General features: G+C 27.3%; 14 protein-coding genes, 1 pseudogene and 1 CRISPR repeat array. Of the genes and pseudogenes, 11 read left to right on the forward strand and 4 right to left on the reverse strand.

Annotated elements, in window-relative coordinates; all coding sequences use genetic code 4:
- From NW238_RS03425 to NW238_RS03435, 3 genes are all read left to right on the forward strand, one after another.
- A partial coding sequence (locus NW238_RS03425; protein WP_258451816.1) for a coiled-coil domain-containing protein occupies nt 1-5,074 on the forward strand: 5,074 nt, incomplete at its 5' end.
- Between the two features lie 377 nt (nt 5,075-5,451).
- Entirely contained in the window at nt 5,452-5,931 is a 480-nt protein-coding gene (locus NW238_RS03430; protein ID WP_258451817.1) for an Mbov_0400 family ICE element protein, read from the forward strand.
- Between the two features lie 309 nt (nt 5,932-6,240).
- Entirely contained in the window at nt 6,241-6,525 is a 285-nt protein-coding gene (locus NW238_RS03435; RefSeq protein ID WP_216505639.1) for a hypothetical protein, read from the forward strand.
- 265 nt (nt 6,526-6,790) lie between these two features.
- Nucleotides 6,791-11,845: direct repeats of the CRISPR family, unit length 36 nt; unit sequence GTTATATCTTACATAAAAATTGTATAGCACTAAAAT.
- A 7-nt stretch (nt 11,846-11,852) separates the two neighbouring features.
- On the opposite strand, the gene NW238_RS03440 is transcribed toward NW238_RS03435, so the two are convergent.
- From NW238_RS03440 to cas9, 4 genes are all read right to left on the reverse strand, one after another.
- Nucleotides 11,853-12,611 carry a hypothetical protein gene (locus NW238_RS03440; protein ID WP_216505640.1) on the reverse strand — a complete coding sequence of 253 codons (759 nt, stop codon included), beginning with the start codon at nt 12,609-12,611 and terminating at the stop codon, nt 11,853-11,855.
- Nucleotides 12,611-12,919, reverse strand: coding sequence for a CRISPR-associated endonuclease Cas2 (gene cas2, locus NW238_RS03445; RefSeq protein ID WP_216505641.1), 309 nt, complete (start codon nt 12,917-12,919; stop codon nt 12,611-12,613). Before cas2 ends, NW238_RS03440 begins: the two co-directional genes overlap by 1 nt.
- Before the next feature lie 4 nt (nt 12,920-12,923).
- The gene (cas1, locus tag NW238_RS03450) at nt 12,924-13,805 is read right to left on the reverse strand and encodes a type II CRISPR-associated endonuclease Cas1 (protein ID WP_258451819.1); all 882 of its coding nucleotides are present in this window, start codon (nt 13,803-13,805) and stop codon (nt 12,924-12,926) included.
- Nucleotides 13,806-13,924: 119 nt separating this feature from the next.
- The gene (gene cas9, locus NW238_RS03455) at nt 13,925-17,422 is read right to left on the reverse strand and encodes a type II CRISPR RNA-guided endonuclease Cas9 (RefSeq protein ID WP_258451820.1); all 3,498 of its coding nucleotides are present in this window, start codon (nt 17,420-17,422) and stop codon (nt 13,925-13,927) included.
- A gap of 1,204 nt (nt 17,423-18,626) precedes the next feature.
- Here cas9 and NW238_RS03460 point away from each other — a divergent pair.
- The 8 genes and pseudogenes from NW238_RS03460 to NW238_RS03495 form a co-directional block, all read left to right on the forward strand.
- Complete coding sequence (locus NW238_RS03460; RefSeq protein WP_258451821.1) at nt 18,627-18,926, forward strand: hypothetical protein; 300 nt, start codon at nt 18,627-18,629, stop codon at nt 18,924-18,926.
- Nucleotides 18,916-19,128, forward strand: a complete 213-nt coding sequence (locus tag NW238_RS03465; RefSeq protein WP_216567751.1) for a hypothetical protein — start codon at nt 18,916-18,918, stop codon at nt 19,126-19,128. The genes NW238_RS03460 and NW238_RS03465 overlap by 11 nt, the downstream gene beginning before the upstream one ends.
- Nucleotides 19,112-20,704, forward strand: coding sequence for an MAG3960 family lipoprotein (locus NW238_RS03470; protein ID WP_258451822.1), 1,593 nt, complete (start codon nt 19,112-19,114; stop codon nt 20,702-20,704). Before NW238_RS03465 ends, NW238_RS03470 begins: the two co-directional genes overlap by 17 nt.
- A 296-nt stretch (nt 20,705-21,000) precedes the next feature.
- Nucleotides 21,001-21,402, forward strand: a complete 402-nt coding sequence (locus NW238_RS03475) for a single-stranded DNA-binding protein (RefSeq protein WP_258451824.1) — start codon at nt 21,001-21,003, stop codon at nt 21,400-21,402.
- Nucleotides 21,395-21,604, forward strand: coding sequence for an Mbov_0395 family pilin-like conjugal transfer protein (locus NW238_RS03480; RefSeq protein WP_258451825.1), 210 nt, complete (start codon nt 21,395-21,397; stop codon nt 21,602-21,604). Before NW238_RS03475 ends, NW238_RS03480 begins: the two co-directional genes overlap by 8 nt.
- Nucleotides 21,586-23,679: pseudogene (locus tag NW238_RS03485) on the forward strand (Mbov_0399 family ICE element protein); the annotation flags it as partial. The gene NW238_RS03480 and the pseudogene NW238_RS03485, both read left to right, overlap by 19 nt.
- A 159-nt stretch (nt 23,680-23,838) precedes the next feature.
- A complete protein-coding gene (locus NW238_RS03490) occupies nt 23,839-24,543 on the forward strand; it encodes an Mbov_0400 family ICE element protein (RefSeq protein ID WP_216567742.1) in 705 nt (234 codons plus the stop codon).
- A 224-nt stretch (nt 24,544-24,767) separates the two neighbouring features.
- On the forward strand, nt 24,768-25,017 hold a 250-nt coding region (locus tag NW238_RS03495), incomplete at its 3' end, for an Mbov_0400 family ICE element protein (RefSeq protein ID WP_258451828.1).

Consider the following 25,017-nt stretch of genomic DNA (forward strand, 5'->3'; position numbering starts at 1 on the left):
AAAAGTTGATTACGAATCAAGCAAAAAGAACTTAACAGATACTTCTAACAACCTTGATGCCTATCCAAACACTAAAAAATGATTAGACTCTGAAATTGAAAGAATCAATAATACTCTAACTCAAAAACTAAGCTCATTACAGAAAGATTCACCTACTTTTGCTCAAGATTCAATTGCTGCTTATGAACGAGCTCAAAAAGGTCTTTGACAAGTTAAAAATCAAATTAACGATAAAAAAACTCAAGAAACTAATGTGGCTCAACAAGCATATCAAACTTCATTAACCACATTAGAGCAAAACATTGCTAACAGTACTGATCCAAGTAGAGAATATATCAAAACTAAATTAGAGAGCGATAAAACAAGTGCGAACAATTTAGTAAAATCCAATCCAACTCCACAAGATTTCGCTAAGGCTAAGACAATAGTTGACAAAGCAAACGAATTTGCGCAACAACAATTCCCAATCGCAGATAAAGATAAAGCTGCTGTTGAAAAATATACAAAATTAAGTGAAGAAGTAAAATCATATCTAAATAGTTTAAATCAATCAGCACCGCAATATAACAAAGTTAAAGAAACGTTGAAAAATGTTAAGGCTACTCAAGACTCTTTAGCTCGTAAGGAAGTTAAACCATATCCAAAAGAAACTATAGCTACGGGTGCTTCAAATCAATTGCAAAAATCATTAGACCAAGCCAAGAAAGATGTTACTGCTATTGATGACTCGGTTAATAAATATAATCAACAAATTACGCTACTTGATGAATTAGTTAAAGATCCAAAATATAAAAACGCTCAACAAAGTGATTTATTAAACAATCAAAAACAAACATCACAAAATGTTATTTCTGCTGCTCAAGCAGATAAAACTATTACAGCTCAAAACTATAATGACCAAACTGAGGCTCTAAAAACTAAAATTCAAGAAGCTGCCGTTAATGTTTATAATTCAATCAGTTCAGATGTTGATAAATTGCTAACTGAACTTAATAAAAATAGTAAATTATACAAGGATGAAATTGATAGATTAAATGCCGCTAAAGAGGTTAATAACCAAAACGGGACAAATGTTTCAAACAATTATGAAATCATCGCTGCTGCCCAAGACGCCCTGCAAAAAGCTATAAACCAAGCTGCAGTTACGTCTCTAGAAAAAGCAAAACAAGCTTTTGAAAATGCAAAAAAACAAAGCCAAAACGAAGCAACTCAAACAACAGATCCTGTTCTACAACAATTGAAATCTGAATATGAAAATAAATTGAAACAAATTAATGACAAATTAGCACAAGACATCCAAAATGAAGAAAATGCCAGCCCTCAAAAACAGCGTGAACTTTATGAAGGTGCTCAAAAAGCATTGGAGTCGGTAAAATCAAAATTTATCGAAGATAAAAGACAAGCGAAATTAAATAAAAATAATGAATATATTAAACTAGCTGACGAAGTTCAACAATATTTAAATCAAACACTTACAAATGGTTATAATGACATTAATACAGCGTTGACAGCAGTCAAAAGTCACACCGATACAACATCTGGCATAGGTAAAAACCCAAGTGCAAGCCAGGCTCAATCTGATATTGATAAACTTAATGAGGCCTACACATTAGCCAAGAAGCAACAAGTTACACGTGCACAAAAACTTAACAATAAAATAAGTAAGGACAACCTAATTGCAACAACTAAGTCGCAATTTCCTGCTGATGCGAAATACCAAACCATCAAAAACTCATTGGATACAGCCAAAACCGCAGCACAAGATGTTTTAAATAGTGTATTAGGTAATAACCAGTCAACAACCAGTCAAATTAACCAAGCTTATGATAATTATTCCCTAGCATTGACAAATGCAATTAATAAATCAAGCAAGGCCAAAGAGTTTAAAGACAAATACGATGAATTAGTTGCAACAGTTAGTGATTCAAAATACGAGACTATTAGAGATACGGTTGATAATTTAACACAAATTAAATCAGCTGTTGAAGGGTTGACTAATGTTGACCAAACCAATATCAAAGTCTTTGAAGACGGAATTGCTAAAATAAGCGAAATTAAAGAAGCTGTTTCAGAATCTAAAAAAGGTTTAGATTCATTGGATTCAAAAATTAATTCATTACACAGTTTATCAAACACCCATGGCAATAATGATGTTTCTAATTTACACCACTTATTAATAGATAAATTAGATTCTGATGGTAAGCCTTATAGAACCTCATTACTAAATTCAATTACTAACGCTCTGGAACCTAGTCAATACATTAATGTAGTTAATAAAGTAGAAATGTTATCATCTAATAACACGAATGCCAATAATACAATTGGTTCGTTTAATAACAAAGAAGCACAATTGCGTAATTTGTTTATTGATGAAAAGGACTCCCAAACTAAATCAAAAGCAATTGAACTATTAAATGCTGATATTGATAGTGTAAAAGGAGAGGTTACACATAACATCAATACATTTAATAATACTTATTCCACAAACAATCCTACATATCAGGAATTAAATGATAAATCAAACAAAATAATTGCTGAATACTCTGCTGGTAAGACTAAATTAGAATCATTTGAACGAAATAAAGAAAAATACTTAGCACGAGCAAAATATGAAGTTGCTAAAAAACATGTAAGCAATAAAATAGCACAATTTGGTAATCAACCTAAATATGCTGGTGTTAGGTCGCACTTAGAATCAATGTTAAATCTTAACAATCGCGATAACCCAAATTCAACACCTGACATGCTCAGAAAAGCAGCCAAAGCTCTTGATGATGCTATAAAAAGTGTAGAAATAATAAAAACAAAAATCGATAAAATAGAAAGTAAACTAAATCAAAGCCCATTTGATAAGACAAAAGTAATTAAAGGTGAATTCACTAAGAAGAATGGCGCAATTACTAATTTGGATGCGGCAAACAAATTGGAACAAGAATTAGAATCATTTAAACTATTAATCAATGACGCCAATTCAAACATTGGCAGCTTAAGACAAAGTCCACAAAAAACTGCTTTGGAAAATAGACTTAACGAAGCTACAACAAAAGAGCAAATTTCACAAATCATTAAGGATGCTCAATTACAAAAACAAGACGATATTGAAAGAGCAAAGAAAGTCTCAGAATTACAAGACCTTATCAAAAACTTAGATAATTCGACCAAAACACAATTTGCAGTAACGAATGCAGATAACGCTCAAAGCGTTCAAAACAAAATTAACAATGCAAAATCGTTGATAAAAACCTATAATGAAGCTAAAAATGCTGTTGACGATTTGAAACCGGGTAATTCTAAAAATAGTTTAACTAATAGATTAAATCAGGATTCAAAAACGGAACCAAAATTAAACAGAATTATTAAAGATGCAAAAATTGAAAAAGCACGTGATGCCGCTTCTGTTTTAAGTTTATCAAATCCGAAACGGCTACAATTCTTAAATAAATTAAATCAAATCCAAGCAAATAAAGATAGCGCCGTTCCTAAAGAACTTAATGAATTAATTAGCGAACTAGATAATACGTATGATGTCATCAAGTTTGCGCCGTCTGTTGCTACAAACTACACCCCAAACACAACAATCACAACAAGATATACCTGAAAGAAAGAAGATGTTCATGGGTTGTTAGTAGTTAATCAACACGGCGGAAAACACGCTAATAAATATGTATATTTAATGGCTAGTTCGGGAAATAATCACGTTATTTCTGAACCAATTATTTTAAACAGCGATGTATTAAAATTTACTTTTAAACGTGAATCATTTAATAAAAATGGTGTTTATTACTTAAGTAAAGTGGTTATTTCCGATAAAAATAATTTAACCACTCAACAAGTTTTACAACAATCTCAAGACCAATTTGATAAAACATATGCTCAAGAAACTAGAGATTTTAAAGTTATTTTGTCAAGCCTTGAGGCACAAAACGTTAAATTAAGTTTTCGCAACAACATTCCTACTAATAGAGTAGGAAACGATGCTAAATATCTTGAAGGTGCTAATTTAATTGAAGCTGTAACTGACAATACAATAGATATTACAGGATTTAGTTCGAGCGATGTCCAAGTTCTTCAAAATCCACCTATTAATGTAATATTGGTTGGTAGAGCTACATTTAAAGGTAAAAATTCAACTGGTGGCGATATCACCAAAGAACTAACACACACTCTAAATATTAGTAATGGTGTTGCGGTATATCAGGATAATTTAGGTCACATAAACTTTAAATTCCAATCGCTAGAATTAAAAGCTGGATACATCTATAATGTCGAATCAATTAGTTTTGAAGGTCATGATAGAGTAACTAATAAAAATAATAAATTCACTTGAAATAAAGAAAGAAGCAAAGGTATAAATATTGAATATGAAAATGATATTTACACCCCCAACCAAGTATCGACAAATTCATACCTATTCTCTCTACCAAAAAACAAAAGAGATGAAATTTTAAAAATAGACAAAAATAATTCAATAATTCCACATTATAATCAATCAACAATAATTAGATTAAAGTTCTCAAATGGTTGAAATTCAAATACATTTGGGTCATTATTTAATTATTTAAATACACAAATACCAGAAACTGATGGTCAATATGAGGCAGAAATTGGTAACACTAAATACACGCTGAAACAAAAATGAATAGATTTTATTTCAAACCACGTATCAAATGTTCTGGTTGATGAAAAAATGTCGCAATGATATACAGCCATTCCTACAGATACTTACTACGGATTACACAATAGTGCTACAGCAATTATGCTAGGTTATGAGAAAAATATGCCATTTCTGGATAACGTGTATGACAGACAAGGCACTCAACTATACCCTGTAATCGGAGGAACAGATCTATACCAAGATTTAGCTAACCACAATAGAACTGACTTGTTAGGTAAAGTTGATACATTTACCAAGGTTCGTGGAGCTGATTTACGTCGCGTCTTATGAAGCGATACATGATCTAAACTTTACTCGGGTTGAAACCGTAACGTTTATTATGCAACAACATATAACACCATTGCAGAAGCTCTTAAACTAATGACGGAATTAGGGAGATCTGATTTTAAAGTTAAATAATTTAAATATTTTGCTTTTCTTTGAAAACTTAGTATACTAATAATGAATAAAAGGAGCGGTTATTTAGTCATATAAATAGCGTATAGCTCTAAGCCAGCACAAGAAGGGTGCTTAAAAGAACTAATGGAAACATTAGTTTTTTTAATATAATTTTGTTATGAGAAAATTTAAAAACATAATCCTAAATAACAAAAAACATTTTCCTTTCTTTAAAAGTTAAAACGCTAAAAACAAAAAATTTCTTTGGTAATAAGAAAAAGTAGTGTATAATAAGTATGTAAAAAGCCTTGAAATATAGGCAACTATTTGTAGGGAGCTTGCTCGCCTACCAAAAAAAGTTCAACTAGAAATAGTTGGACTTTTAATATAATTAAATTATGAAAAAAATACATAAAAGAAAATTTTGAAATGTTGGAACAATTAATTTTAAAAATGATAGTTACCCCATCTTAAATCCCACACATCATCCTGTAGTTGTATTTTACGTAAATAATGATGTGTGATACCTTAATTCAGAAACCTATAAAGGCATAACCCATGATGGAACTATTTTAATTAAAGACCCTAATGGATATGAAAACTTAGTTGATACTACAGCAATTAATATAATGGATAGAAAAGAGTTTGAATCCTTTTACAAAAAATCCGAATTCACAGATTTAACAAATGTATCTAATTCAAATGAAGCTATAAGAATTTATTCTAGATTAGACCAAAACTTTTTAGATAAAGATAAGTTAGTCGATGATAAAAATTGCTTAACAATACAAAGAGTTTCTTTTGATTTCAAAACTAAAAGAACACATGCTGATTTGATTTATACGAATAAACCGAGTTATAAAAACAAATATCAATAAATTGCCAATGAATCTCTCGAAGCAAAACAACATTTAAATCGGCTAGAAACTAATTTAAATAAAGTACTATCATTAAGCGAGGAAGAATTTAAACAAGTAAATAAGGAATTTTATACTGAGGAAGCTATAAATAAATTATCAAATTCTAAGAATAGTAATTGACCTCCAGATATCGAAGACAACAAAAAAGCTCAATTCCCGCCTAAACCAAAACCCGAAACAAGTCCTCCTTCAGAAACTTTTACATTGAAATTAAAGATGTAATATTAATATGAACATAGCGAGGCTATGTTTTTTTATAATTGAATTATGAATTATGAAATTAATATATTAAGTAATGAACTAGATTTGAAAAAATACTATTTTAACAAAGCAAAAGAATTAAATTTTGCTGAAGAAGAATTTCGAAATAAAATACGTTTCGAAAAATATCCAGACTGGAGAATAGCTAAACAAAAAACTCATAAATGAATTACGATGGACGGTAGTTTCGAATTAAATTATACGATGTATGAATATCTAGATAATAGGGGGCAAAAAACGTCGAATAACATATTATCATGATGTAATAATAGAACGTTTAAAGCGGTCTAAATATGATTTTGATTTAATTAAATTTTGTATTATAAGCGACTTAAATAATCAATCATTACCATCTGAGTTGATACCTTTAAAGCCATCAAAACAACTATTATATGAGATGAAAAAACGATTCAAAATCGACGAGCAAATCGATATACAAAATAACAAAAAATATTTAGAAAATGCTAATAGATTTAAGCTTAGAAATCAGAAAAAAATTCACGTTGAAATTGATGATTTAGATAATGTTGTTGAATGGATAATCCATATATCGATAGTTATATCTTACATAAAAATTGTATAGCACTAAAATTGGTCGACGACCATACCAAGACTACCAGTTGTTATATCTTACATAAAAATTGTATAGCACTAAAATATCGATATATATACATTTAAAATACCATATGTTATATCTTACATAAAAATTGTATAGCACTAAAATGGAGATTTGAGACGAAAAGACTTATACAAGGTTATATCTTACATAAAAATTGTATAGCACTAAAATTAAGGGGTCGATAAAATTTGACAATGTTGCGTTATATCTTACATAAAAATTGTATAGCACTAAAATAAAAATGGCTCGACTGCGTCTCCAGTTGTTGTTATATCTTACATAAAAATTGTATAGCACTAAAATCTTGCGAATATCCATATCGTGGCTTATCGCGTTATATCTTACATAAAAATTGTATAGCACTAAAATTGTGTCAGATTGATTTAACTTAGATAATAAGTTAAATCTTACATAAAAATTGTATAGCACTAAAATGAATGGGACGCAGAAATTGACGACTATGAAGTTATATCTTACATAAAAATTGTATAGCACTAAAATGGGGACCTAAGACAAAAAGACTTATACAAGGTTATATCTTACATAAAAATTGTATAGCACTAAAATAAGAATCAGAAATCTCAATCAGTTGTTTCTGTTATATCTTACATAAAAATTGTATAGCACTAAAATAAATTTTTAAAATTACAATCAACTATATCAGTTATATCTTACATAAAAATTGTATAGCACTAAAATGGAGACCTAAGACAAAAAGACTTATACAAGGTTATATCTTACATAAAAATTGTATAGCACTAAAATGGAACCACGCAGAGTAATCCAGAAAATGATGTTATATCTTACATAAAAATTGTATAGCACTAAAATTCGGGTAGATTGGAGTTATCATTCTCGTGAGTTATATCTTACATAAAAATTGTATAGCACTAAAATAAAGATGGGTCAACAATTGAAATCATAATCGTTATATCTTACATAAAAATTGTATAGCACTAAAATATATCTATCTCTAATCACTTGTAATAACGTGTTATATCTTACATAAAAATTGTATAGCACTAAAATTTTGTCGAGGGTCTCATAAGTCGTTAAACTGTTATATCTTACATAAAAATTGTATAGCACTAAAATCACGATAATAGCAAACGCTGTCAATGTTATGTTATATCTTACATAAAAATTGTATAGCACTAAAATAGAACATTTAACTGAACTGTTTGAATAGTAAGTTATATCTTACATAAAAATTGTATAGCACTAAAATTTGATTGGTTACAAAAGAATTAACCAAAGCGTTATATCTTACATAAAAATTGTATAGCACTAAAATTAACAAAAACCAATTGCAAAACCAAAAAAGGTTATATCTTACATAAAAATTGTATAGCACTAAAATCCCTTTAAATTAGATAATGTTTCTGTTTTTGTTATATCTTACATAAAAATTGTATAGCACTAAAATTTTACGTGTTTTAAATAAAAAGAAGGAGTGGTTATATCTTACATAAAAATTGTATAGCACTAAAATTCTTCTTTTAGAGTGTTTAAAAATAGGTCTGTTATATCTTACATAAAAATTGTATAGCACTAAAATTTGTGATATTTCTAAAATTTAGGTTTTTAAGTTATATCTTACATAAAAATTGTGTAGCACTAAAATTACTTGACTTATTAATGTTGTTTGACACTCGTTATATCTTACATAAAAATTGTATAGCACTAAAATGATTGTCTGCAACAGAACAAGAAATTAATGGTTATATCTTACATAAAAATTGTATAGCACTAAAATTTGATAGGGTACAAAAGAATTAACCAAAGCGTTATATCTTACATAAAAATTGTATAGCACTAAAATATTTTAAGGTTTGTCTTTTCAACAAATCCTGTTATATCTTACATAAAAATTGTATAGCACTAAAATAATAATTTTTTATTTTCAATGCTCTCAATAGTTATATCTTACATAAAAATTGTATAGCACTAAAATTTAGACATATCATTACTCAAACTCATTAACGTTATATCTTACATAAAAATTGTATAGCACTAAAATTTGAAAATGTTGCGAATTTCTTTAAAGTATGTTATATCTTACATAAAAATTGTATAGCACTAAAATTTGAATGAAACCCATTTGTTCAGCAACTTTGTTATATCTTACATAAAAATTGTATAGCACTAAAATTCTTAATATGTCTTTTGTTGTTTTTATTCTGTTATATCTTACATAAAAATTGTATAGCACTAAAATTGTTCGAGTTTTTCTCTTTTTGATTTTAATGTTATATCTTACATAAAAATTGTATAGCACTAAAATTTTCAGCAACTTTTATCAGATTGGTAATAAGTTATATCTTACATAAAAATTGTATAGCACTAAAATTTGTAATATTTCGAAATTCAAGGTTTTTAAGTTATATCTTACATAAAAATTGTATAGCACTAAAATTATTTCCTTTTAGTATGTTTGATAACATTTGTTATATCTTACATAAAAATTGTATAGCACTAAAATTCGTAATATTTCTAAAATTTAGGTTTTTAAGTTATATCTTACATAAAAATTGTATAGCACTAAAATTAGGTTTGTTTGAAGGTCTATATCAGTCCAGTTATATCTTACATAAAAATTGTATAGCACTAAAATGTACCCTATTAGTTGTGGTTGTGTTTTGTCGTTATATCTTACATAAAAATTGTATAGCACTAAAATTCAATTTTGGTAATTCAATTATTATAATTAGTTATATCTTACATAAAAATTGTATAGCACTAAAATTAGCTTAGATACTCCTCATTGTTTAAATATGTTATATCTTACATAAAAATTGTATAGCACTAAAATGACGTTTTGTTTTTCTAGTTTCATAAAATTGTTATATCTTACATAAAAATTGTATAGCACTAAAATTCGATTGGAATTCCAAAGTGCTCTTGTTCGGTTATATCTTACATAAAAATTGTATAGCACTAAAATTCACTAACTAATTTAATATTAGCATTTAAAGTTATATCTTACATAAAAATTGTATAGCACTAAAATAATGTCTTTTTTTTCTATTTTCATAAAATTGTTATATCTTACATAAAAATTGTATAGCACTAAAATTCATTTAGATAGTCTAAAAATTCGTCAAAAGTTATATCTTACATAAAAATTGTATAGCACTAAAATGATAACGCATTGTTTTGTTTTAGTTTTCAAGTTATATCTTACATAAAAATTGTATAGCACTAAAATCATTGAATTGCTTTTCATTATTGAGTTAAAGTTATATCTTACATAAAAATTGTATAGCACTAAAATTATAAGATTGTTAATAATTGATGTTCTAAATGTTATATCTTACATAAAAATTGTATAGCACTAAAATTCGTAATCGCTTTTATATGCTTTCTAATATGTTATATCTTACATAAAAATTGTATAGCACTAAAATCCCAACTCCGTCAAACCCCCAACGCTTTCTGGTTATATCTTACATAAAAATTGTATAGCACTAAAATAGTCTTACTGTTTCATCACTATAAACATTTGTTATATCTTACATAAAAATTGTATAGCACTAAAATTAACGATTGATGAAATAATACATATCTGAAGTTATATCTTACATAAAAATTGTATAGCACTAAAATATTCACGGTTTCAGTATTGTTTGTTGAATAGTTATATCTTACATAAAAATTGTATAGCACTAAAATTCATATATTAAATTATCAACTACCATATTAGTTATATCTTACATAAAAATTGTATAGCACTAAAATTGTCGGTCTGAATAAGCAATATATTTAATAGTTATATCTTACATAAAAATTGTATAGCACTAAAATGCATATTTTAATTCATTACCTTTTAAATTCGTTATATCTTACATAAAAATTGTATAGCACTAAAATTAGAACACACGCACATGCAATAATTTTTAGGTTATATCTTACATAAAAATTGTATAGCACTAAAATGGATGAGAATCACGTTCTAAGGTTGAAATGGTTATATCTTACATAAAAATTGTATAGCACTAAAATAAGCCCGTAAACAGTGAAAGTCGTCGTTTTGTTATATCTTACATAAAAATTGTATAGCACTAAAATTCTGAAACTATAAAATATTTTAGGTTTTTCGTTATATCTTACATAAAAATTGTATAGCACTAAAATGCGTTAGAACTCAAATATGACTTATTTAAAGTTATATCTTACATAAAAATTGTATAGCACTAAAATAAAAAAATGCGAAATATTCTGGTGATATTGGTTATATCTTACATAAAAATTGTATAGCACTAAAATCCCCGTTAGCATTTGCGATGGGACTTAGTGGTTATATCTTACATAAAAATTGTATAGCACTAAAATGATTGTACTTTTGAAGAGGGTTCGAATGTTGTTATATCTTACATAAAAATTGTATAGCACTAAAATACTCTCTAACTATTTCTCTAATTGTTTCATGTTATATCTTACATAAAAATTGTATAGCACTAAAATAAGTCAAAGTTGCAATTCTCTTGTAATTCTGTTATATCTTACATAAAAATTGTATAGCACTAAAATTTATGCGAATTCGAATTTTCAGCAACAAATGTTATATCTTACATAAAAATTGTATAGCACTAAAATTTTGTTTTAATTGTAAAATCTATCTTTGTGGTTATATCTTACATAAAAATTGTATAGCACTAAAATGTTCGATTGTTTTCAATTCTTTTGTTGTATGTTATATCTTACATAAAAATTGTATAGCACTAAAATATAGACATTTACACGTTCAAAATACCATATGTTATATCTTACATAAAAATTGTATAGCACTAAAATTTATTTTCCCACGCATTTGAACCAGTCATTGTTATATCTTACATAAAAATTGTATAGCACTAAAATTCAGAAACCACAAAATATTTTAGGTTTTTTGTTATATCTTACATAAAAATTGTATAGCACTAAAATTTGAATGCGTAAAAAATTAGTGTGTAAAAAGTTATATCTTACATAAAAATTGTATAGCACTAAAATGTCATTCCTAAGAAAAAAACTTACTTTTGAATGAAAAATAGCTAAATATATCGTTTTGAAACATTTTTAACATCTCATTTTCAGATAAATCTAATTTTAGATCGTATTTTAATCACTCATAAAATGTTTTAGCGTCGGGTATTGGATACAACTCGTTATTATATATAAAACTGCAAACTTCTGAATCTTGAAACGTATCACAATGAACAAAAACATTTTTGCTCAAAACAATGATTTTATATTTACATGTTATACCAACTAATTTAGATAATTTAATATTTGAAAAATTATCAATTATTAATATTTTTTTACTACTATTTTTCTCTTTTTCTAATCAATTGAGTAATATTTTTTCATTAATATAATCATCGTTATTAAATTCAAATAAATATTTTAATATCTTTGTAAAATCAATAGTTAAGTCTATTAAATCTTCACCAATGTATTCATTTAATAGGTTTTTAACTTCGGTTAATTTCTCAACATTGATAATGTTCTCACTTTGTCATTGTTCTAAGTTATATAAATATTCTTTAAGTTGGTTTTTCGAATTGAAATTATATAAATCGCTGATTTTAGTGTTTGAATTTATTACTAAAATGTCTTGACTAAAATACTCACGGTCATTTCAAATCATCGATGCGCTATCTGTGTCATTGCACGGAAATAAATTTTTAATAAAATCAGGATAGTCAAAATTATCTATTACCATTAAATCTGGAAGAGAGTTTATTCTATCAAGATTTATGTTTAATATCTTATTCATTATAGTTTAATATATCTTTCTGTTCCGTTATATATTTCATTTAAACTTTTTTTACCTGTAAGCAATTCTATGTTTTGGTATTGACTCTCGGTTATCATAAAAATTCTGATATTTGCGTTTGAAGGCAAATAATTGATTATTTTTTTCTTTTCATATTCATAAGAAAGATGATTAGGTATACATTTTACATATATCGAGTATTGCATCATAAAGTAGCCAAGTTTAAGTAGATTGTTTCTGAACTGAGTGTACTGTTTAACGGCTATTTCATCTTCAAATGAAATGTCATACATTACTATAATTCTCATAAATCTACTTTGTACCGTAATCAAGACAATATCCCTCAAGATCATCGCCTGATAATGCGGCAACAATAAATTTTTGAATATATGATGAGATTTTAATTTTTGAGTTATTCACAATAATATATTGTTCAAATAAGTCAAAAAGTTGTTGTTTATAATCCTGAAATAATAACAACTCATTTTGATTTACAAATTCAAAAACAAATTTATCAATAATGCAACGGAACGGTTCAATTAAATCAGTTGACAAAGCAAAATTGTTATTATAGCTCTTATGATGCAAACCAATTCTTGAATCATAACCTTTTGAAGAAATGTAGCGGGTAATGTAACTAAGCAAAATAGCATAACCATAGTTCAAAAAGGTATTTTTAATATCATCCTCATTAGATCTAACAAATTTTTCGCCAAACAACAATTTGAAATAAAGTTTTGCAACATGAGCTTCCTTGTTATCTGGGTCTAAATATTTAACATTTTGATAATAAGTATTTAATTTATCTAGATTGTAGTCATCAACAACATTTAAATTAATTAAAGTCTTAATAGAATTTTTAATTTTGGCTTTAACTAATTTTGTTCAAATCTTGCCCTTAAAACTATCATTTCAAGTTATTTGTTCTTGGAATATCTTCATATTATAATGTCCTTGATAAGGGATTATTAATGAATGGGGCATAAAATTCCTATCACAAAATATAATGTTTACACCTTTGTCAATCAATTCATTTATCAATGGTATTGATATAATGGCACGATCATTTTCAAAGATAACGGTTTCAATTTCAGTTGTTGGGATAATTATCTTAATCCCGTTTTTGGTAACAACTAAGTTGTTTAAAAACATATTGACATAATTACTTTTAGAAATTTCAATTATTTTTTTCATTTAACTCCGAATATAGTATAATAATTATGCAAAACAATATATCTTACATAAAAATTGTATGCACTAAAACAAAGCGCCTTTATGGCAGCTGTTTATGCCCGTTTACGGGTTTTTTTGTTTTATTTATTATAGATATTTCCCAATTCATCAATTTCTACTAACTTGTAATCACTCATAAATATATTTGTAGACAACTCAGAGGGGGTTTCGACATGTGTTGCCAATGGTCTAATCTGTATTGATGATTTTATACCGCGTCTTGTAGGAAATCCGCATGCATAAAATAGCTCATTATCTTTTATAAATAAACTACCAAAATTAATTACCATATATGGTTTTTGATTTAAAGGTATATTTAATATTTCTTTTAGCCTATTCAATTCATCTGTTTTATAAATTGATTCGTTCCTAAAGTCTATTTTTTTTCCTGTTAAATTTAAAATTTTCGTATTTATTGATATTGCGGCGAACTTCCCGTTTTTAGAAACATAAATTAATTGTCCTAAGGCTTTTAGGCTATCTTTAAATGATCTGTTATTTTGTTTTTTTGTCAAAATAACACCCTCTTTTTCTTTTTTGCCGTTTTCATATCTCAATGCCTTAAAATATTTAAATGATTTTGTTTTATCATTGTAAATTGGAATTCTGCCGGAATTTATAAGTGTGGTAATTTGTTCGGCAGTAAAGATTTCAGGGAAATTATTGAACAGGTCATTATTAATATATTCAATAAATGGGTTTTCCTTTGAATTTTCATATTTTAAATAGATTTCATTCAGTATTTTGTATTCAGAATTATGATTTTTATTGATTAAAAGTTTATCCTTATCAGAGGCATTTGAACCAAAAAACTTTTTCAAGTTTGTTTTCTTATCCAACAATTTAGCCTTCATTATCTTTGTTACGCTTGTTCCGTCTTCATTATCTTTGAATGAATACAATGTAGAATTAAATAATTCTGTATTGTATTTTGGTGCATATTTACGAGAAAATAATACTTCGGGAGCCGTTTCAAACGAAGCATTTATTAAATTAGCTATTTGCGTTATATCATAAAGTTTATCTAACGAAGTATTATCTGAAGGAATTTCGGTTAATTCGCCAGTATAGATATTTTCTTTATATGTTTTACCATCATAAATTTTTAATTCAATGTTGGTATCTTGAAGATAAAGTTTATTGTAAAGAGATTTTGTATTATTGCATAGAATAGCAATGATACCAGCATCTTGCGCGTGATGACTATGTTGATTTCTGTCCTTTTTTCCTATTTTAGAAATAGTTCTTAAGTAACTAGTAATATACCCATTTACGCAGGTCACTTTGAACTCATCATTATGATTTCTTGAGTAATCTATCAGAGCATCCCTAAATAATTTGGTACTGTATCTAGTATCATTTAAATTTCTACTCATAAATTGTTTTTGAGTATTTTGGTCGAATTTTTTAATAGTTAGATTGTAAAATTTGCTGTCACGCATATTTTGCGACGTAAATAAAACATCCTTAGTTTTTTTCTTAGTATCTTTTTCACTTTCCGCAGAATTACTATTTTTTATTTTGCTGAAACATCATTTCTCAAACTCGTTTCAACCTCATGAACCATTTCTATTATTTTTGAAAAATTCATAAGGAGTTCTTTGTCCTTTAATTTTATTGTTACCACTTTTTGTAAGTACCTTGTTAGTTTGAGAGTTATCAAGTGAAAGACTATATGGAATTATGTGGTCAATTTCAACATATGAACTATCGTAAACTACCCGTGATAAATCAAGTTCTTTTCCATCATAAGGATCGATGTGGTCTTGTTGGAAATATAAAAATAGTTTAAATATTACTAAATCATTATTATTGTCAAAAACATATTGTTTTAATTTAGGGTCTAGTACATTTAACTGATTTTCAATGAATTGCTTTCTTGATTTCATCAAAGTATTAAAATCTTTTAATTTATTTTGTGCATCAGTATTATTTTTTTCTCTCGCTAGTTCAATAACTACATTTGTAATGTTATAAATATTTGAGTACAACTTTTTAATTTTATTAAACATTTTTGTGGCTTCTAACAATGTTGAACGTACAGCTGGTGGCAATATAGCATCTTCTAAAAATGAAACAGTTAAATATTTGTGAGTTTGACTAGATTTATTTTTAACTTGATCTTTTTCACTAAATCTTATTTGTTGATAGTTGTGATTTTTTTCAAGTAATAAAGGAATAAATTTATGATGACACTTATTTGATAAATTACCCATTTGCGAGGCTTTTATCTTGTTTGAAGAACTAATATCAAAGAATAATTTATCCAGATTATCGCTTGCAAAATAGTTTGACCAAATATTTAATTGTTCTAGTGCTTTTATACGATCTTCAAGAGATTGATATTTGCTCAAAACATTAATTATTGAATCAAAATCGTGAATTCAAGTCATATTATTGATATCTATACTATGTAACATAGCTTCATGTTGTTTGAAAATTTTGATTAATTCAAAAGTGCTATCCAATGATGTAAATGTTACTTCTTTATTGTTAAGAGCACGACTAAAACCAAGTGATTTATCATTAAACATTTGATCATCATTAGCTGATTCACCCAGAAACTTACTTAAGTAACTTTTTAAGTCTTGCACTTTAAAATTGGTTTTTTTATCTTTTGTTTTAAATTTATCCAATAATGTATTAATTATTTCGATCTTATCATCATAACTTAATCTGAATTCAAGGTAATATTCATTTCTCAAATTATTTAAATCATTTAGTAAATTAAAGATTTCAGCACTGGTTGAATGATTTGGGGATCTTAATTCATCTGGATAGTAGCTACATTTGCCAATGTTTTGTTCTCATAAGTTATTTCCAATTCTATCTACTTTATTATCATTAAACATTCTTCAAAGCCCGTATTTAGTTGGGCTATTTTTAGAGCCAGGTCCCGTGGCAAAATTTCTTATTTTATTAAATAAGACCAAATATGGTTCAATAAATTTATCACTAATATATTTATTATTTTCGAAAAATACAGCAAGCTCTTTGTTTCAATCTTCATTAGAAAAATTTTTAGATTCTGAAGAAGCAGTGTATTTATTTTGTTCTTTAAAAAAACCGTGTTTTAAATAAAACTTATTAAGTCTTTCAGAAGGTAATAGAGGCAACACTGATGACTCATTATTGTTAAATTTTAAATCTTCTTGATTTGTTTTGTCATCAATAACTGTGAAGAAAAATCCACGATTCATTAAATAATCATGCAATAACCAAACCGCTTCTTTTGGATTTATCAAGCCTTTTAAACCTTTTAATTTCAGTTCTAAAATATTCGGATAGGTTTTGGTTAATTTGCGAAATTCATCATAAATTTCTTGGCGTGTATTAAATCCAAATATATCGTTATTTCTAATAACTAAATTGAAAAATTTTTCATTACGATATTTAGCTCTACGGATTGATCTACGGATAGATCTAAAACCTCGTCTATCTTGCGCCGTATTAGGTTCACTAAATAGTCTCGAACCCCATTTTAAAACTTGGTTAGTACTATTATCAACTATCGCATATCCTACTGAACCCACACCTAGGTCAAAGCCTAGTGTTACATCAATTTTTTTATTATTCATAATTCTCCTTAAATTTATTTTTTATAGTATATAAATTTTATCAAAATATGTCCTTATACATCTGTTTTTAATAGTTGAAAAATATATCGTTTTAATTATTTTTAGAGCTAAGAAAAAACTAGTCTAATTCACTTAAATAGGAATAAACACCTATTAATTATTTTTATTGCAATAGAATTTATTTATTTAAGCCATTTCTTGCTAATTAATTTGTTTTATGCATATATGATTAAATATAAAATTTAATTGAGTATAATCACTTATATAAAACCAGTTTTTTAAATTTTATTAATCGGTTCACGATATGTTTTAGAGAGCGGTTTAAGAATCTCTTCCGAAGCTAATAAGCTCTTTTCAAGCAATTCTTTTTCTCTTGTATTAAAGTTTCCTAATTATCTGATTACATTGTATAAGTTAATTGTAAATTCTCTACGTGTGACAGCACGATAAAACTTTTTAGTTAAATCATCCCCATAAATTAAATAATGTCTTTTGCAAAATAATTGGTAATCCGTCAATTATTCTTCTTAAAATTAAAAACATTCACTTTTAAAATCTTATCTTCAAGGAAAAACATCAATTTTCCTGAAAAATTCATGACGAAATTGGCTTGCCATCATGCATGTAAAATCTTTTCTTTTCATCCTTAATCGGAACATAGTAGTTGTTCATATATCGAACACAACCTGCGGAGTATTTTCCTTTAATAGGCAAAAAACTTTGTGTAAGTTATTCTTTTTGTTAATTTTTTTAAATAAATTCATCTTGTTGTTCATATGTTTATTAAAGCGGTGGTCATATGCTTGTATTATCTCTTTTGAGTGCAAATTTATGTCTTCAATAGCCAAACATTTTTTAAGATAATCAGTTGGATTGTACCGTTTGTTCTTTTTACATTGGGTTTGAACCCACCATAACTCTTAGATTCCTTTAGATTTAAGACATTATGCCATAGGAATATTGTTTTCTTACTTTCAAAAATGTTGTTTTCCATTGATTTTTAATCCTATAGAATCGCCATAACAGGCAAAAAGATGTTCTAATAATTTCATGTGTCCTCCAGCTAGATAAATATGAAAGTCATATAAATTTAATTCAAGTTTCAATGCAAGCATCCAGCTCAAAAGCAGTTATATCTACATAAAAATTGTATAGCACACAATGTGAATTAGTTAAAACTTTAATGATAAAAGAAAGGAAATTGATGACGAAAGATATTTTAAAAATTAAACAAGAATACTTGGAAAAGAAAGGCAAGAATGCCTATGGAAATTCAATAAAAAAACAGGTGATTAAAAGTGAAGGTGAAAAATTTATGGAAGAAAAACTAAATGAAGCAAAAAAGATTTTAAATCAATTTGATGACTTCTGCATTAAGATGGAAGAAGATAAAAACTTTAAAAAAGAAGTTGATTTAGATTTGAGAAATAACGGTATAAAGAGCAAATATATTATTTTGGTCAGTTTATGAAGCAAATTAGCCAAAACAGAAAATGATAACTAATAAATATACGAAAGGAAGTTTTTACCGAATAAGAGGTAGAAAAGGTTCATATTCTAAAGCGCTTGGTGCGTCGATTGATTGAGACGTGGTGGTTGATAAAGTCGAAACACTTAAAAGTGAAGGTAAATGGACTATAATTGAAGTAGAAAGATGTAAAGTAATTAAGTCTTTTAAGGTAGGTAAAAATGAAAAAAATATTTAAATTAGCTGGAATTATTCCGGTTGTAATCGCTCCAATGAGTGCTGTTAGTTGTAATTTATATAGTTTGTTTAGCAAACGCGGTAAAGAATTAGACAAAATTGATAACAACCCTGTTATTCCGGTTCCTGATGATAATACTAATTCAGGAACTATAAATAGTCAAAATAGTAATTCTGGTAATAATAGCAACGTTAATGAAACAAATAAAAATATTTTTGAATATAATGGCACGATTTTTAATTTGGTTAAGGAAGATAATTTTGACCAAAATGAAAAATTCTATGCTGATAGTGCGTTAGTTGATAATGGTAGTGCGTTATTAGAAATGATTCCAAAAGTTAAGGATTATCAAATTGATGAATTTAATAATTTCACATTTCCTAATATATCTAAAATAAGTCGCTATATTCGAAGTATCGATAACATCAAACTAATGAAATATAATGATAAATCTGATAGAGTCGTGAGTGAAAGAGATTTATATAATGTTGTTGTTAGACTTAAAAATCTTTTAGAGGTTGAGCAATTAAAACAAATTGACCCAACGGATGATAAAGAGAATAATTCTTTAGCGTTTAAGATAATGAATGAATCATATATTAGAGAACATTTATATAGATATAGAGATATGCATTTTCAAGATTGAAAAAAAATAGCTGAAGATTATGCTGGAAAAAAAATGGGAAGTGTTTGGGCGACCGGAGAGAATTATGGTGATTATGCAGCAATATCTCCATTAGAAAAAGACCCTAAATATAAAGTAATTGTTAATGTTTCTAATACTTACTATAGCACTCCGAATATTAGGTGAAGATTCGATAGAGAATTTACGACCGATTCATCATTTGAAAAATCTAAAAACGAATTATTATTTTCAAAACTATTCTACGAACAACAAGATGGCTTTAAGGTTAAAAAAGTTAGTGATAATGACGAAAATAAACCTGGAAGCTTCGATAATCCAATTCCAAATATAAAGTTAGATTTTATTGATTATTTATATTTGAGTAATACGAAAAATATTATGATGCAAAGCGTTCAGTATAGATTACTTGTTGCATATTTAGAATTTATGGAATTTATGCTTGCTAGCACAAAGGGAATTAAGGGAGAAGGGGTTTATGATAATACCTTATCACTTAAAGATATATTTATTAAAAACTATGAAATAATTAATAAATACGAGCAAGCATTATTAGATTATTTAAAATTAGATTACATTATGGGTTTAACATTAGGAGATACATTGTTGATGTTTCCAGGTAATAGCGCTCAAGAACGAGAATTTGATTTTAGGGACACTTATAAATGAGCTTTAAAACAATATGAATATGTTGTTAGTCCAATTAAATTTACGATGGGCGGAACAGAATGGGAAAGAACCAAAGAAGAGTTTTATGGAGCGTTTGATAAGAATGAAGCAAGAATGCCTTATTATCGAGTTGCTTGAAAAAATATTGAACTTGTTGACGAAGTTAAAAGACCTACCTTAATAGATAATTCACTAGAAGCAAACGAAAGAATGAGAAATGTTATTTTCTCGTTTGAACCGTTTGGATGAACATTTAAAAAATAATACATAAAAACCACCACGCTCCCGACACGGGATGATTTGGTGGTTTTTTTAGTTAAAAATGAATCAGGCAATTAGTTATTTAATTACTGGCGCTATATTTTTAGCGATCGTAGGAATAATGATGCTGATAGTGCTTATTAGGGGTTATAAGGGGTGTTTTAGTAAAGATAACAAGTTAAAGCATGAAGCACGAAACAAAAATCCGGAATGAAAAATTTTGTTGTCTGGAATAGTAATAAGTTTTTTTGGCGTGTGAATAATAGCTACATTTTGATTGGCTAATTAGAAAGGAAAAAATGAATAAAGTTTTATTAACTGGCAGAATCACAAATGATAATGCTAAAGAATACAAAAAGGAAAATAGTCTATGAGTTCAATTTAATATGGCCGTAATAGACGAAGGAAAAGATAAAGTTGATTTTATCGATGTGAATATTTTTAATAAGGTTGCCGAAAACTTTTTGAAGTATTGTAAAAAAGGCGACTTGATAGAAGTTGTCGGAAAACTAGATAATCAGCCATTTACATCTAAATCTAGTGGTTCAAAACAATATAAATTGGATGTAATTGGCTTACAAATAACATATTTATCAAAAAACACTAATGTAAATGATAAAGAAATCAAAGAACAGGATGATACATCAGAAATGGTTTTTGATTTTGACCAAAATGAAATTTTAGGAGGTAAAAATGAATAAATTTACAAATGTAATTTTGGATGCTGGTGGAGAAAACATCAAATCCAATTTAGAATCAATAGCAAACACGGTACAACAATACATTAATATAATTTTGGGAGCGTTTGCTGGTATATTAGCCGTAATAATTATTGTTATCGCGGCAGTTAGCTTTTTTAAAGCCGGTAAAACCGATAACGAAGAAATAAGACAAACACAATAAATTCTATTGACCAGATTAAAGAAACCGGAGAATCCTCATACTTTTCAACTTCTGGAATTTGGCTGTTTGTCTCGAATGCCCCTAATTCAATTAGTAATTTTAAATTAATATTAATTCAGGAACCAGGTGAAAAAAATTCGGATAGTAAAAATCCGCCAAATTCTTATTTTACGGATAATGTTGTTTTAGATAGCGGTCAAATACAGCCTTTGTGAAAAACAACAACCGGAGCATCATTTTATAATTATTTAATCTCGGTTGGATTAACAGACAAGGAAATATACAAACTAAATTATGAAGATGCTATGGAATATTATAAAGGCTATATAGAGCGTCTTTATTATAGAGATTACTTCAATAGTTATATTAGTATTGCCCCAACACTAAAAACCATCGCAGATGATAAATTTAGTGTGGATGAATTTGCTAATAGATATAAAAATACCAAATTAGCAGAAGTCGAACTGCTTTCAGACTTTACTAATAAAGATAAAGTTAATATCAGCAAGGTAGAAATAAACCCTGATAAGTCTGGAGCATTTATCTACTTTAACCTTAATACGGTTGAAGAAATATATATGCTTAATCAAAACCCTATATTTATGAAAATCAAATTCAAGGATATTAAACCAACTAATAACCAAATTATTAATCTTGAATTAAATAGACAATACTTTATTGATGCCGCTAAACATAATTACATCAAAGATTTTATGACTCAAATTTGACAAAACAAAAAATCTTGATTTAACGGACTTACCGATGAAGAATTTAATAAACTTAACTTTACAACAGATTTTAGTTATTTAACAAAATTATTAACGATTAAAGTTGAACTAGTTAAACCCGATTCTAATATCGCAATAATGCCTTATAAAATATTTTCAATTCCTTTGAACGTTTTTAAAATAAGCGAAATAGATAATTTTGACGAAGATAAAAAGAAAAATCCAAATCATAATTCTGCTAATGATGAAGATGAACCTAATAAGTCTCAAACAAAAGCTAATATATTTGCTAATATAACTTTAAAAACAATTGAACTTAATGGTTTAAATGATGTAAATGAAATTAAAAATTTCATAATTTCGGAAATTAAAAAACAAATTAAAGGACTGGAATTGGATAAGGACTATCAAATAAAAAATTTAGATTCGGTTGCCTTTGAAATGTCTGTTCCGCAAATCAGACCAAGTGATAATAAATATATTCATAATGCTATTTTAGTTATTGAAGCAATTAATGGCCGTGGAATATTATATGGAAAAGTCAATAACATTGTTTTTCATGTATTCGAACATGAAATTAATTTAAAAGAAATTGAAATAGCTGACTTTAGCTTTGAAGCAGGTAATTTATCCGAAATCAGAGAAAAGATAACTCGATATACCTATGAAAAATTATTACAACGTGGATTAATATTAGGTCAAGATGTCGAGATTAGCAATCTTGAAAATGCGGTCAGAAACCTTGCTAAAGGCAAAGGATTTAAGCAAGCGGTAGTAATTAAGGGAATTAACCGAAAAGTCGTTAATTTAACTAGTTATAACGCTTTAAATAACGCTAAGATTGTTGTTGATGATAACGGGAAGGAATTTTTATTTGATTTAATGTCAATTAAAACAAAAAAATTCAGTTATAAAGAAAATGTGTTATCCAAACTGAGAGACAAAGTAATAGCCGATATTAATGAGTATTTACAAAAAACTTACGATATTAAATATGGAATAGATTGAGATTTAGATTTGAATGAACTAAATAATTCCTTGCGGCTTTTAACAAATGAAAAAAATATATTAAAATCGATACAGATAAAAATTCGGCCAATTGCCGGTAGTTCAGAAAATGCTGCCGAGTTTACAATTGAAAATATCTTGAATAGCTCCGTCATTGATGATTTAGATGATGTTGTTGTTGAGTTGCCAAATATTAATAATGATATTCAAAAGCAAAAAGCAAAAAATAAGAAGCTTTTAATATCTATTTTAGCCCCTTTAGGCCTTATAACTTTGGGAATTGGTATAGCATTAGGCTGATTTATTAAAGTGAGATACTTTGATAAAAAAATTAAATAACAAAAAAATATTTTGCTTTTCTTTGAAAATATAGTATACTAATAACGAATAAAATGAGCGGTTATTTATTCATATAAATAGCGTATAGCTCTAAGCCAGCACAAGAAGGGTGCTTAAAAGAACTAATGGAAACATTAGTTCTTTTAATATAATTCTGTTATGAGAAAATTTAAAAAATTAGCAATGAACAATCTACCAATTATTAACTTTGATAGACGGGGTTTGCGAATAACAGGAAAAAAGTATCATCCAGTGGTTGTTTTTTATACCGCTAATGATGTATGATATCTAAATTCTCGGTCATTAAATTATAGAGGTACATCAAGTCCTAAGAGGTTTTTCTCTGGTGAAATAAAATTAATTGATAATGATGGTTATGAATCATTAGTTGATTTAACGAGCATTCAAGTAATGGATAAAAAACAATTCCATAGTTATTTTGCTGAAGAAGAGTTTACTAGATTAGATAATTTAATTGATGATCGGCAATGTAAAGAAATCATCACTGGTTTATTTGAAAGAATTAATGATGGAGAGAAGGTCTTTACTATTCAACGTGTTAACTTAGATTTTAATGAAGGTAAATGCAAAGTTCGGAATGAAATCATTTTTTCAAAAGTTGAAAAATTAAAATCATCACTAACTTTTGAAGAAAGCTCACAAATAGCCAATTTAAAACAAATATTAAGACAACTTAATGAAGTTGATGAACAAGATTTAAGCTGATTTACAGAACAAGATAATGTCCAACTGGAAATACGGAAGCATAAAAATACTTTAATTAATTCAGAAAAAGCGAAAAAGCAAAAGGTCATGGAGGAAGAAAGCGACTCACAGGCTTTCGCATTTAAATTAAAGATGTAATATTAACATGAACATAGCGAGGCTATGTTTTTTATAATTAAATAGCAAAAAAATATTTTGCTTTTCTTTGAGATTTAAAACGCTAAAAACAAAAAAATTCTTTTGTCATAAGAAAAAGTAGTGTAGAATAAGTATGTAAAAGGCCTGAAATAATGGCTAAGTAAGCTGTCAACTGACGCATTAAAAGGCTAGCGGAAACGTTAGCTTTTTAATATAATTAAATTATGAAAAAATTTAAAGAAAGAAGTGGGCCTAGATTAGGAACAATTAATTTTGATAGTAATAGCTATCCAATTTTAAATCCCACACATCATCCTGTGGTTGTATTTTATGTAAATAATGAAGTTTGATACCTTAATTCAGAAACCTATAAAGGCATAATCCATGATGGAACTATTTTAATTAAAGACCCTAATGGATATGAAAACTTAGTTGATACTACAGCTATTAATATAATGGATAGAAAAGAGTTTG

Source organism: Mycoplasma zalophidermidis, assembly GCF_024742155.1.
GTDB classification, from domain to species: Bacteria; Bacillota_I; Bacilli_A; order Mycoplasmatales; family Metamycoplasmataceae; genus Mycoplasmopsis; species Mycoplasmopsis zalophidermidis.